This window comes from Parasediminibacterium sp. HNIBRBA5674, assembly GCF_056745525.1.
In genome coordinates this window covers 167,409-180,558 of record NZ_JBQWIE010000003.1, presented here as the reverse complement: position 1 = coordinate 180,558, position 13,150 = coordinate 167,409, and the positions used below count along the sequence as shown (strand labels likewise).

General features: G+C 34.9%; 13 protein-coding genes and 1 pseudogene. 2 read left to right on the top strand and 12 right to left on the bottom strand.

Annotated features, from left to right (window positions below):
* Positions 1–130 (top strand): annotated as a pseudogene (locus ACT9TX_RS03030) (IS982 family transposase); the annotation flags it as partial.
* Positions 131–139: 9 nt separating this feature from the next.
* Here ACT9TX_RS03030 and ACT9TX_RS03025 read toward each other — a convergent pair.
* From ACT9TX_RS03025 to ACT9TX_RS02975, 11 genes are all read right to left on the bottom strand, one after another.
* Complete coding sequence (locus tag ACT9TX_RS03025; protein ID WP_481336728.1) at positions 140–1,951, bottom strand: type I restriction endonuclease subunit R; 1,812 nt, start codon at positions 1,949–1,951, stop codon at positions 140–142.
* Between the two features lie 48 nt (positions 1,952–1,999).
* On the bottom strand, positions 2,000–2,899 hold the full coding sequence (locus ACT9TX_RS03020) for an Abi family protein (RefSeq protein ID WP_481336727.1): 900 nt from the start codon (positions 2,897–2,899) through the stop codon (positions 2,000–2,002).
* 211 nt (positions 2,900–3,110) lie between these two features.
* Positions 3,111–4,202: a HigA family addiction module antitoxin gene (locus ACT9TX_RS03015; RefSeq protein WP_481336726.1), complete on the bottom strand. Its 1,092-nt coding sequence runs from the start codon at positions 4,200–4,202 to the stop codon at positions 3,111–3,113.
* A 9-nt stretch (positions 4,203–4,211) separates the two neighbouring features.
* On the bottom strand, positions 4,212–4,532 hold the full coding sequence (locus ACT9TX_RS03010) for a type II toxin-antitoxin system RelE/ParE family toxin (RefSeq protein WP_481336725.1): 321 nt from the start codon (positions 4,530–4,532) through the stop codon (positions 4,212–4,214).
* Between the two features lie 63 nt (positions 4,533–4,595).
* Positions 4,596–5,771: a restriction endonuclease subunit S gene (locus tag ACT9TX_RS03005; protein ID WP_481336724.1), complete on the bottom strand. Its 1,176-nt coding sequence runs from the start codon at positions 5,769–5,771 to the stop codon at positions 4,596–4,598.
* Complete coding sequence (locus ACT9TX_RS03000) at positions 5,771–6,775, bottom strand: virulence RhuM family protein (protein WP_481336723.1); 1,005 nt, start codon at positions 6,773–6,775, stop codon at positions 5,771–5,773. The genes ACT9TX_RS03005 and ACT9TX_RS03000 overlap by 1 nt, the downstream gene beginning before the upstream one ends.
* Before the next feature lie 9 nt (positions 6,776–6,784).
* Positions 6,785–8,386: a type I restriction-modification system subunit M gene (locus ACT9TX_RS02995; RefSeq protein ID WP_481336722.1), complete on the bottom strand. Its 1,602-nt coding sequence runs from the start codon at positions 8,384–8,386 to the stop codon at positions 6,785–6,787.
* Positions 8,387–8,469: 83 nt separating this feature from the next.
* Entirely contained in the window at positions 8,470–8,937 is a 468-nt protein-coding gene (locus ACT9TX_RS02990; RefSeq protein ID WP_481336721.1) for a hypothetical protein, read from the bottom strand.
* Between the two features lie 135 nt (positions 8,938–9,072).
* Positions 9,073–9,351, bottom strand: coding sequence for a helix-turn-helix domain-containing protein (locus ACT9TX_RS02985; RefSeq protein ID WP_481336720.1), 279 nt, complete (start codon positions 9,349–9,351; stop codon positions 9,073–9,075).
* A gap of 138 nt (positions 9,352–9,489) precedes the next feature.
* Positions 9,490–10,266 carry a hypothetical protein gene (locus tag ACT9TX_RS02980; RefSeq protein WP_481336719.1) on the bottom strand — a complete coding sequence of 259 codons (777 nt, stop codon included), beginning with the start codon at positions 10,264–10,266 and terminating at the stop codon, positions 9,490–9,492.
* Positions 10,267–10,284: 18 nt separating this feature from the next.
* Entirely contained in the window at positions 10,285–11,490 is a 1,206-nt protein-coding gene (locus ACT9TX_RS02975; protein ID WP_481336718.1) for a tyrosine-type recombinase/integrase, read from the bottom strand.
* 363 nt (positions 11,491–11,853) lie between these two features.
* On the opposite strand from ACT9TX_RS02975, the gene ACT9TX_RS02970 reads away from it, so the two are divergent.
* Complete coding sequence (locus ACT9TX_RS02970) at positions 11,854–12,222, top strand: RNA recognition motif domain-containing protein (RefSeq protein ID WP_481336717.1); 369 nt, start codon at positions 11,854–11,856, stop codon at positions 12,220–12,222.
* A gap of 37 nt (positions 12,223–12,259) precedes the next feature.
* On the opposite strand, the gene ACT9TX_RS02965 is transcribed toward ACT9TX_RS02970, so the two are convergent.
* A complete protein-coding gene (locus tag ACT9TX_RS02965) occupies positions 12,260–13,093 on the bottom strand; it encodes an ATP-binding protein (RefSeq protein WP_481336716.1) in 834 nt (277 codons plus the stop codon).
* Between the last annotated feature and the right edge of the window lie 57 nt (positions 13,094–13,150).

The window sequence follows — 13,150 nt, the reverse complement described above, 5'->3', positions numbered from 1 at the left end:
ACAAATAGAATCAAGCATTAGTGAACTCAAAGCATTGTTCCTAAGAACAATTCATGCAGTAACAATTAAAGGCTTCCTCCTGAAAATAGCATTATTCCTGTTTGCTTTACAGCTAAAGAAAATTAACTAGCAACTTGAGTTAATTATAAAAAGTATCGCTATCCTTAGTTGAATACTTTGTTTTGTACATGGCGTTATAATCTGCAATGTATTCATCTAGTTTTTCACGAGAATGTGTGCCATAAACAGGTATATCATCTTTTGCAACAAATGTATTTTCTGGTAAGTAGCCATTTGCATCTTGGTCGTCTTCATTTACCCCATAAGAAAAGATGGTAGCTACTTTTAAATCATGATGGTCAGCTATTTTTTTTGCTTTAAAAAGGTCGTAATACTTAATTAAGGTATTGACGCTACTAACACAAAACATGGCAGTAAATGCTCTTTCGTGTGTTTTACGGTTATGATTGGCTATGATGTAATCGATAATCTTATTAAGACGGTCTGGGGATTCTAATAACTCTGCTGTATCTATATCTTCTACATTAATATCTATGTTGTTTTTACTATCTTCTTTTAGCTTGTATCTACCTACATACTCAACCGAGAATTTTAAAACGTTTTCATCTCGTATAGCATCGGTAATAACATATTTGTGTAAGCAATCGTCAAACAATTCTTTAGTGGTACGCAAGCCTAAAGCATTTTTTACTGCATTATCTGCAAATATGGGTGTACCTGTAAAGCCAAACATTTGAAAATTGTTGAAGAAGGCTTTTATACGGTTATGGGTTTCGCCAAACTGGCTACGGTGACATTCATCGAATATGAAAACGATTTTTTGGTCTTTCAGTTTCTCCATTTTGGCTAAATGCGATTGCTTGCTGATGGCTGCATTTAGTTTTTGAATGGTGGTAACGATAAGCTTAGTAGTTTTTAATTTTTTATCCTTGGTTAAATAGTCACCTGAGAATTGCTTTACAAGCATTCTAGTGTCATCTGTACCGTCTATACTGCCTTCGGCAAAACTGTTGTATTCTTTGGTGGTTTGATAATCTAGGTCTTTTCTATCTACTACAAATACTACTTTATGAATTTGCGGCAGTGTTATTAATAGCTGACTTGCTTTAAAGGATGTTAATGTTTTTCCTGAACCTGTGGTATGCCAAATGTACCCGTTTTTTGTGCTGTTTTTTACTCTATCAATTATGGATTCGGTGGCGTAATATTGGTACGGACGCAACACCATTAATATTTTATCTTCAGTTAGCACAATGTATTTGGTAATCATTTTGCTAATGTGGCAAGGCTCTAAAAACACTGTTGTAAATGCTTCTAACTGTCTAATAGTTTTGTTTTCAGCATCTGACCAATAAAAGGTTTGTTTAAAGGATTGGTTACGGTTGTTAGCGTAATATTTGGTATTAACACCATTGCTAATAACGAACAGTTGAACGTATAAAAACAAGCCATTAGAAGCCCCGTAACTATGGCGGTGGTAACGGTTGGTTTGATTGAATGCTTCTTTTAATTCTAAGCCTCTACGTTTTAATTCTATTTGCACTAATGGCAAGCCATTGATAAGTATGGTAACATCATAACGGTTCTTGTAAGTGCCTTCTATACTAATTTGCTGGGTAACTTGAAACTGGTTTTGACACCAATGGTCTTGATTAATGAACTCTAAATAACCTACCTCGCCATTGTCTTTATTGTATTTGGCTTTATCTCTTAAAATTTTGGCACGTTCAAAAACATTGCCTTTGTTTAGGTGGTTTAATATTTGTGCAAACTCAGTATTGGATAACGTGATTTGGTTGTGTTTCTCTAACTGCCCTTTTAGGTTTTTTAATAAATCGGCTTCGTCTTTTATGGTAACAATGCTATAGCCCAACAAGCCCAATTGCTTTACTAGGTTATCTTCTAGAACTTGTTCGGGTTGTGTAGACATGGTGCGATATAAGTTGTAAGTGGTAGGTTATAGTTTATAAGTTGTAAGTTATTGCCAAAGTGGTTCATCTTGCCAATTAGTAGGGAAGCCCATATATTGTATGGGTACTGTATTGTGTTTTTCTAAGAGAGAAAAAAGCTTGTCTCTAAAATGCCCATCTGGGCTTACTGTTTTTAATAAATAAAAAGTACAACATAGAAAATAGTATAGCCTTGCATTGTTATGATAGGATGGACTTATCCAAGGGTGTTTGGGCTTTTTGATGGTTAGTAAAATTGGGCGAACGCCTAATTCTCTATTCCATAAACGGCTGTGGTGTGCACAGGTATTCCGAACATAAGTAGTAGCATGTGCCCATGATTGCAACACTTCTGGAAACAAACCAAAATGGGCTGCTATTTCCTTTTTAATGGCTGTATCTTTTATGGCATTGTACACTTGCGATAACTGACCTAAGGTAATAATTTCTAAACTCATCCAACTGGGTGGCGTGGCTGGCTCGTCGTATTTGTTTAAGTAATGCTCAATAAATGTTTCTTTATGTTTTTGCGAACAATGGTCGGTAATGCTTTTTTGTAGGCTAAAAAATACATTTTTATTGGCAAATAGTTTGGCTTCATCTTGCCAATGACCACCATATTTTAGCGATAAGGTATAGATAATTTTGGTACGGATAGCAATTTCAATCCGCTCAATGGCATCAAATAGCATTAGCTTCAATTCTCTATCAAAACTGTACAAATCCATTACCATATTAAAAGAAGTATCTTTTAAAAAAGTGTGAGAGCCATCTCTTAATTGAAAGGGTAGCATATAAGCACTTAGCCTGTAATAGCTAACATGAGCCAAACAATGCTTTGCTTCTTCAATATTATTGATTGATAACCCCCTTGCTTGCAGTAAAGCAATTTGAGCATCTATACTAAGTGGTAGTTTTTCGTACTTCATTTACGACAGGTATAAAAATGAGAAAGCCCCCCGAGTATGCATTGTAAAGAGGCACGGGGGGCATGTTGATGGTACAAAGTAAAGTGTTTTGAACATTATGTTGATAATTATTTGGGACATTTATTTATAAACAAATGTTTATACCGAAATCGTTTTTGACCTAAAATAAACCCATTACAAACATTTATAAGCCAAGTTAAGATAAAATTATTTAATGCAACGTTTTATCTATTGTTGTACTAACCTTAAAGTTTTCATTGTGGTTACAAATACGACCGAAAATTATTGCAGGGTGTATTTTGTATTTTTTTGAAAATGCAATGATTGGTGCATCATTATGCTGTTTTATTTTGCATACTTCATCCCAAAGTGATTTAGATATTACATGAGCTTTAGCATACTCGTCTGCTTCAATTTCAATGGGTGATTGCTTATTGGAAGATTCTAAAATTTCAGAATCGGATTTATTTGATAGATGCAATACGAAATGGCCTATTTCGTGCATAATTGTAAATGCAAAATTGTCCACACGGTTGTAACGCATACTTAAGGCAATAGCAGGGTTATCGCCTGACCAAAAGGCTAGACCGTCAATAGGTGTTTTACCTTGTGGCCGTTCTACAATTACTAATTTGATACCGTATTCTTGTAGCTTTTGTTTTGTCTTTTCAATAACATCTTTATTCTTGTAGAAGATAGCTTGTAATTCTAGGGTAAGTTCTTCAATATTTTGAGCATTATATTGCTCTACTTCCATTTTACTTGCCTCATACTTGACAATACCAGACCAAGCAAGTACATGGCTATCATCGGCTGTAAGTTTATCTGATTTACGGAAATATTTATATTGTGCTTTTGCTTTTAACCCAACCAATTCATCAATTGTGGTTACGTTGAACATCTCATGCACTTTTGCGATGTTACTTGGTAAGTCATCTACAAAATACCCTAGTTTTTTAAAATAGTTAACTGGGATACAATCTTTTATTATTTCCCAAAGCCCAATATTTGCAAGCTTTAGAATGTTTTTTTCTTTTATTCTAGCTTCTTGAATTTCGTATTGAGATTGAAAACGTAACCAATAATCGGCAGGTATTTGTAATAAAGATTCTAAGAGAATAGCATAATCTGCTGTAATTGGTCGCTTACCTTTTATTATTTCATTCAAAAAATTAGCTTTTACACCTAATTGTAATGCAAAATCTTTCTGGCTTATTTCTCTAGCTTCTAATTCGTCTTTTAATAATGAACCGGGATGGGTGGCTTTAAATGGAATGCTGTTGTTGGTGGTGGTTGGCTTCATGTGGGGCTACTACTTGTAATGGTTACTTAATTCTACAATTTCACAAATTGTTACTGAATCGGGTTCTTCGCCTTCAATGCTACTCATAAACTCAATACGATATTGATTGTTTACCCTAACCGATTCTAAATGCCTTTTCTTGCCTGTGAGCTTTTCGTAATTTAAACTAGCAAAGGGAAATAAATCTTCGATACGATTGGCGGCTTTTAGCTTATCTATTGTGATTTTGTATTTCTCGATAATCTGCTTCTGAAAGACGTGTTTACTTTTTTTGGCTTTACCATCTTCATACAACTCTCGCAGATAGTCTTTTTCATATTCGATTAGCATTTTCGGTTAAGGATTTTCAAAGTTAGTGGTTATTTAATTAAGTTCACTAAAAAAGTGAATTATTTAGCAAAACATAGTTTGTAACAAGCCTTTTTTCCATTGGGTGGCTTGCTGTATTTGGGTTTGGGTGTGGTTTATTTTTTCATCTATGGATGATAAGAAATTTGCAATTTTTGTTTGTTCTTTATATGATGGTATTTGTAACTCAATTTGTGTAAACTTTGAAATCCAATGCCTTTCGTGACCACCGATTTCGTATTTCATTATTTGCATTGCTTCATACATAAATTTAACATCCACACCTTCTTTTGCAATAAGTATTTTCATTGCAGATGATTTTGCTTTAAATGGAAAATTCACAAACTGTGTAGCAGTCGTAAAATCATCAAATATTATGACTGGCAAATTATTGGAAAAAATACCGTATTCTTCATTTGTATATCCTAGTATAAAAGTTTTACCAGCAGTTAATACAGGTGTCTTGTATGAATCATCGTATTCTGTACTTGTAACTAAATAATTGGTTGGTTGCAAGTAATCTAAACAATCACCCAACTTCTTTTCTTCCCAATCTGGGTAATCTTGGCAGTTGTCATCTTTAAAGCGTAATTGCTGGGTAAACAATTGCTGCATGATGCCTTTTTTGTATTGCTGTAGCAGTTCTTTCTTTTGTTGTAGGGCTTGTATTTTTTCGTCAATAGCTGTGAAAAAATTGGCTATTTTTTGTTGTTCGGGTAATGTGGGAATTATTAATTCAATTGAATTTATTTCAGTGGGTGATAAATTAGGTGGGTCAGACCCAGCAATATTATTTTCTATGGATTTGATTAATTCTACCTTTTGCAGATAGCAATAAATAAATACTTTTGAATAATTCGTTTCAATTCTACCGACTCTTTGATTGAGTAATGAGCCATTGAAAAAATCATCTATTTGAGCAATTTTTAATTTACCGCCTAAAACTGGTCTAGTTAAGGCTACTACAAAATCCCCTTTTTTTAATAAAAACTTAGAATGCTTATTTTTAAAATCTATTGGTAAATATGAAATGTTTTCTTTCTTCATTTCTTGAATTCCAACATCTGCAATTTTAACCCATAAAACACCATTGTCTACACTTTCATTACTCGGAAAAGCGTAACCATTAAAAATAGAGAAAACTTCTCCCAATTTCTTCGTTTCCCATTTGCCTTTAAATTCAGGAAAATGCAATGCAGGTGTGTTTGTTTGCTTTTCCATTATTTTTTGCTGGCTTTTATTTTGGTTTCTAACTGCTTTAGTTCTTGCAAATCCAAGGCATCGGCTTGTTGTGCATCGGCTTGTTTACGGTTGGCATCGTATTGTGCATATATAGCTTCTACCTGCTTTTCCATTTGTGGGTGGCTAATGCTGCCTTTGTGGTTAAGTACCTGCTTATCGTTTAGTTGTATTATTTTGTCAATATTATCTCGCCAAAAATCCATGGTAATATCTTGCCTGTTTTGTGCCCTTAATTCGGCTGTTTCTAAAAAGACAACAACAAAGCGGTTTAGGCTATCTAATTCGGTAGCAGTAAGGTAGTTTTTGGCAATATAAATGTCTTGCTTACGTACTACATTGCCTTTAAAGCTGGTAAGTGCCATATTGGGTTGGTTGGGGTTGGCACGGGTTACAATAATTTCGGCAGCGGTATGCCCTGTAATGGCATAGAGTATTTTGTTTTGGGTTTCGGCATAAAACATTTGTGTGGCTTTGTCGGTAGCATCGTAATCGCTGCTAAGGGCAAATAAGTCACGTACTTTTTGGTAAAATCTTTTTTCGGATGCTCTTACATCTCTTATACGTGCTAGTAATTCATCAAAATAGTCGGGTCGGCCATCGGGGTTTTTAAGGCGTTCATCGTCCATGGCAAAGCCTTTAATCATGTATTCTTTTAGGTGTGTATTGGCCCATTGCCTAAACTGTGTGCCACGGTTGCTACGTACCCTAAAGCCAATGGCCAAAATCATGTCTAAACTGTAAAAGGTGACATTGTAATTTTTGCCATCGGCGGCAGTTGTCAAGTAATCCTTTACAACTGAATTGCTGTCTAACTCTTTCTCTTCCAGTATGTTTATAATGTGTAGGCTTATGTTTTGTTTAGAGGTGTTGAAAAGTTGGGCTAGTTGTGCCTGACTCATCCATACATTGCCATCTGTTGCCATTAATGTTACAGAAGACTTACCATCTTTGGTGTTATAAATAATAATATTTTGCTGTTCCATATAGCTGTATTAAAAGGGTGCTACAATATTTAGCTCTGCACAAAATTGTGCAATGGTGGCATCGGTAGTTTTTATATTGGTTTCTAGTGCTTTTAGCTGGCTGGCTATGGCATTAATATCAATACTGTCTTCTGCTTCAAACGTATCTACATAGCGTGGTATGTTTAAGTTGTAGGCATTATCGGCCACTTGTTGCAATGGTACTACTTGGCTGTATTTAGCTGCATTAGTACGCTGCTTTACTGTATCAACAATCAGGTCAATATCATCTTCCCTTAAATAGTTTTGGTTGCCACGCTTTTCAAAGTATTGGCTACTATCTATAAATAAAATATCGTTGGGGTTTTCTCTACATTTCTTTAATACCAAAATGCAAGTAGGTATGCTAGTACCATAAAAAATATTGGCTGGCAAGCCTATTACTGCATCCAAATAATTACGGTCTTCTATCAAGTATTGCCTTATATGCCCCTCAGCACCACCACGAAACAAAACGCCATGTGGTACTACCACTGCCATCGTACCATTATCGGCTAATTGATGCACCATGTGCTGTATAAAAGCAAAATCTGCCTTGGTGGTTGGGGCTAGTTTGCCGTATTGGCTAAAACGGTCGTCGCTCATGTGCAATGGGCTGGCACTCCAATGGGCAGAAAATGGCGGATTGGCAACAATAGCCTCAAAACGCATATCAAAATGCTGCGGCTTTTCTAAAGTATCTTCTTGCCTTATATCAAACTTTTGATAATGCACACCGTGCAAAATCATGTTCATACGTGCTAAGTTGTAAGTAGTACGGTTAAGCTCTTGCCCGTAGAAATTACCTACTTCTTGAACTTGCTTTTTAATGCGTAGTAGTAAAGAACCCGAACCGCAAGTAGGATCGTAGGCAGATTTTATTTTTTGCTTGCCAATAGTAACTAACCGGGCTAAAACAGTAGAAACTTCTTGCGGTGTATAAAACTCACCTGCTTTTTTACCTGCACCACTTGCAAACTTACCAATGAGGTATTCGTAAGCATCGCCTAAAACATCTAACTCGGTATTGGCTAATTGAAAATCTATATTATCTAAATGTGCCAATACTTTGGCAATAAGCGTGTTTTTTTCGGTTTCGGTACGCCCTAGTTTGGTACTGGTTAAATCTAAATCCTCAAACAGGTTATCAAAATCATCTTCGCTATCAGTACCCATTGTACTTTGCTCAATGTTTTTTAAAATATTGCCTAAGTCTGCTAAAATGAAATTGCTTTTTTGGGTATTGTCTTCTTTGGTTTCTGTGGCTTCGGCAGCAACGGTATTGCCACGTTTTGCTACTTGGCTAAATAATTCGCTAGGTTTAAGGAAATAGCCTAAAGTGGTTAAGGCTTCTTCTTTAATAGCGGTTAAATATTCTTTGCCTTCGTCGGTTGATTCATTAATTTTTTCGTAAGTAATTGTATCTTCTTGTAAAATAGTATTGGCATAAATGTGCATTTTTTCACTCAAATACTTATAGAAGATAAAGCCTAGTATGTAATCTCTAAACTCGTCTGCATCCATTTTGCCACGAAGTGTGTTGGCAATATTCCAAAGCTGTTGTTCTAGTTGTTTCTTTTGGTCTTCTGACATACAGTTATAAAATCGTTGTAACTTGAATAAAGAATTATTTTCAAATATAATGCTCGCAAATTTTAAAGCGTAACTGATTTTGGTTACACAAAAAAATCATGGTCGCAGGAATGCTTATGAAGGTACTTACTTAAATAAAAATTAGCCCCCCAATTTTTTATATAAGGCATAATGAGTGTACGGTTGTAGAATTTGGTAGACTTGCCGCCAACAACTGTAGCCCAATTGTTTTTTAAGGTTGTTTCTGTTTTTTTATTGATGGGTAGGTTAAGTGATAGTAAGGCATGTGTGTGATAACCATATTTTGTATCAAAAGGCTCTGCCACCCAAAACATTTGTACAGGTGAGTATTGCTTGTTTAAAGCATTGTGTAGGCTTACCATAGACGAACGTGCAAGTATTAAAGACATGGGCTTTACTGCGGTGAAAGTGCAGTAATACTGCCAATTGAAGGTATCTAAATAAACACCCCAAGTATTAATTAATGTTTCCTTTGGTGTAATACTTTGCTTGGGTAAAGGCAATAGTAAGGTACTAGTATGTAAAGGCATACTTATTTGTTATTTAAAAGGCAATAAAAAGCCCTTACGCCAAATGTGAGATTGACGAAAAGCATGACACAATAAATAAATTGGTAGTTAGCTAATAGGCGGCCGCACTATTAACCAAAGGGCAAGTGGTGGCTTTTAGTTTTTAAAAGCTTTGTGGTAGTGCTTGTTTAAAAGGGCTTCAACATCTGCCAGGCGATAATAAATTTTAGCACCTACTTGTGAGAAAGAAATAACGCCTTGGTCACGGTAGCTTTGGGCTGTACGCTTTGAGATTTTAAGCATTTCCATTAACTCGGTATTATCGAGCCAAATTTCTTTTGGTGTTTTTTCTTTTGCATCGAGCCTTTTGTGTACAGATTCGATTTTGTCAACTATCAAGTTGAATGCTTCTGATTGGATGGTTACAACTTCCATTTGTTTTTAAGTTTTGCTTGTTACTAAATAATTCACTAGCGCAAAAATGGGATAGGCGGTGCAAATAAAAAGGTTGTAAGGGGTTGTACAACCCCTGCTGTAATGCAATAATAGCAAGGGTTGTGGCTATGTTATTTTTTATATTTTTCTAGTATCTTCTAGCATTTTTTTTAGCTTTTCTACCCAAAAACTAGCGGTTGCTTTATCTACATTGCTATATAAGTTATTTAATTTGGCAACTGTAGGGCCACTATCTTCTTTTCCTTTCGTGGTAAAATTGGCTTCAATGAATTGGTATATTTCTTTGTTCGAACTTGTATTGAAAATTGCTGGCTTAACATTCATAAGCATCTTAAACAAATAAGCTAACTGAGGTACAGAAAGGTTTGTTTTGAGTTTAGGCTTAGTATCTGATACTTGCTGAAGCTCATGATTTTCTCGAATGTTTGATTCGAAATTATTTGATAGTAAACCTTTTTGATAATCCGCAAATACGTTTATTATGAATTGTTTGTACAAACCGAACGTATTAACATAAGCCGTATAGTAACCTTTGAAGAAATTTACATGAAATTTATCAATAACTTTAAACTCTGAAATACGAGAGTTACGAAAACGCCAAAAACTTTCTTCTAGTTCTTGATACCTATTTATAGGATTATGTGTTTCAATTTGAGAAAATGAAATTCTCATGTATTTGCCAAGTTTTGCATTTGAAAGGTTCTCTATGTTGTCATAAAACATCCTCTGGCAAAGGTGAAATAACTTACCTGAAAAATATAACTCTATTTCTGTAGGCATGTCACTAGCATCAAAATTTTCGTAAGCTTTTGCATTAAAATATCGCAGTTCAGTTACTGCATCTTCAATAAAAAAACTTTCGAGTTCACTGAAAAAGAAACCACCACCGCTCATTGCTTTATTTTTTAAGGCTTAGTTAAATAAATCCATTGCTTTATCAAGTTCTTCATTAACAATTTTAGCGTATATCTGCGTTTCACGTAATTGAGAATGCCCCATCAATTTAGAAACTTTATCAATAGAAATGCCCTTACGTAATGCTCTGGTTGCCCATGTGTGGCGGCTGATATGAAAACTAAGTTGTTTGTTTAATTCAAGTTTATTGGCAATATAAGTAAGATTTTTATTAAGATAAGCTGTTGCATTGCTTATTGCATTATCTAATTCCCTGGCATCATCAATATTTAAAGTAGGGTGTAATATTGGAAAGATGTAATCAGATGGTTTACTATCGGCATTGCGATACTTGTTTAATATTTCTAATGCGAAATTGGGAACTTTAATAGAAACTTGACCACCTGTTTTTCGCATAGTGATATTGAGGTTTGAGCCATCAAAGTTTTGAAATTTTAACTGTAACATATCTGATACACGAATGCCGCCAGCGTAAGAGGCAAACACAAACATATCCTTATGCACATCCATTCTTGAACCTGCTACAGTTTTATAATCAATAATCTTTTGCAGTTCTTCTTCTGTTAAATAAATACGTTGTGTTTTTTCTTCCTTTATTTTAAACTTGTTAAAGGGGTTTAAACTATGTTCTATTAAGTCAAGACTATATGCTTTTTTAAACATTTGACTTATAAACTTGAAGCTATTATTTGCCGTGTTAGTTTTATTTTTCAGCTCTACTTTTAAGTAAGTTTGGTATTTATCAAGAAAATCGGGGGTGAAATCTTGGAAGGTAAGACTGTTTGAACCGATATAATTTTTAAGTTTTTCAATGATAGCTTTATTTTTATCATAAGTACCTACACGGCCTTCTGCCTCATAAATAGCTATTTGCTGCGTTGCAAATGGTATGAAATCAACAGGCTTTTTACCAAACACCTTAGACTTTAGCTGCTTGGCGGTATTGGATTTAGTAAGCGTTTCATGTTCAAATACTTGGTCTTGTAACTCTGTGTACTTATGAGATAGATATGAGTTAAAGCGTTGACTATTAGGATGTTTAGACTTTACTTTGTTCTTATCAAAATCCCAATCTTCGAACTTGACCATAAAGCCAGCCGTTATATAACTAATTTTGCGGTCTTTAATGATACGAAAATGGATTGGGGCTTCATTCTTCTTATTTAACTTATCTTTACGATAAACAATTGATACACTAGGCATTTGTAAATTGCATTGGTTTACACTAAGATACGTAAAAGAATGCAAACTGGGGTAAACATTGGGGTAAACAATATGCACATTTGCTTACTTTTTTGAACATTGCATTGCACTATAGATATGCTGAAAGTATTGATTTTATTGAGTTGTAGCGTATTTTGGCGCAAATAGGGTAGTAATAAGTAGTTCAATCCGGGTCACTTTTTTCAGGGATTGCAAAATTTGCAATCCTTTTTTTGTGCTTCTACGTATAATAATCATCAGTTTATAGGTGTGTTTTATTAAACAAGGAATTTAACGATTCTATTCGCACAAAAATCTATCGAATACCACTTTCAACCTTTAATTTTACACAAATTTATTACTATGAAGCTATTTGTAGCAGGCTTAACTGGCGATTTTGATGAAGCAGATTTAAAAGAAATGTTTGAATTATACGGCGAAGTAAAATCATCTCAAATTATAATAGATAGAGCAACGGGTAAAAGTAAAGGTTTCGGTTTTGTAGATATGCTAAATGAGGCAGAAGCAAAAGAAGCTATGCAATTATTAGATGGTGTAGCCATGATGGGTAAAAAGATTGCTGTAAAACAAGCAGAAGACCAACCGAGAAAAGCACCAAGTTCTTACGGTAACAATGACCGTGGTGGCTATGGTAGTGGTAATCGTAGCGGTGGTGGTTATGGTAATAATGATAGAAGAAATGGTCCTCCACCAAGAAGAAATAATTACTAGTAAATAAAAAAGCCCTATCGTAAAATGATTGGGCTTTTTAGTGTGTTTTTTTTACAAGAAATGTGATAATCTTTTTGGCATTAAAAGTAGGCACGTACAAGATGCGTTTAGCAGCATCGTAACCAATATCTGCTGTGTTTAATTTATCTAAATGTGTGTCTAGCAGCGTTTCATATTTACCATCAGCATACACATAAAATATATAGCCGCTCCACGATGTAGCAATAAAATCACCATTACCTACAGGTTCTAAGCCATCACCTGCTTGTGGTAGTTCTACAATAGTGGTTAGTTGTTTGTTGGCATCTGCTTTTACAAAGTTTTTACCCGACAAAATATACAGCTCATCTTTCACTGCTTTCAAGCCATTTACACCTTTCATATTTTCAAGGTAAAGGCTTGCTTTACCATTTACAATTTTCCAAATCTTCGCAGTTTTTGAGTCAGATACAAATACCTCGCCTTTATCGTTTACGGTAATGTCATTCAAACCTGTAGCACTATCAATAGCTATCTTCTTTTCTATGGCCCCTTTTTTAATGTCTATTACAACCACTTCGCTTATATCTGCTACGTACAAGCTATTGCCTACACGGCCTAAACCTTTTGGTGCATTTAAACCAGTAATCCAGCTACTATTTAGCACTTTGCCAGTTACATCTAAAATGCCTACACCACCTTTACCATCGGCTGCCCACGGTGCACCATCTATTAGCGATACGTACAACAAACCTTTCTTGGTATCAGGCAATACCGATTCTGGTATGGCTATCACCGTATCTGTTTCCCAAATCTTTTCTAGTTTATGCGTTTGTGCTTTACTGCTTGTAATAGTTGCAGTTAGTAAAATACCTAGTAAATAATGCTTCATGTAGTATTGTTTTTAGCATTACAAATGTGCATGAACATTGGTTGTTGTGCGCAAATT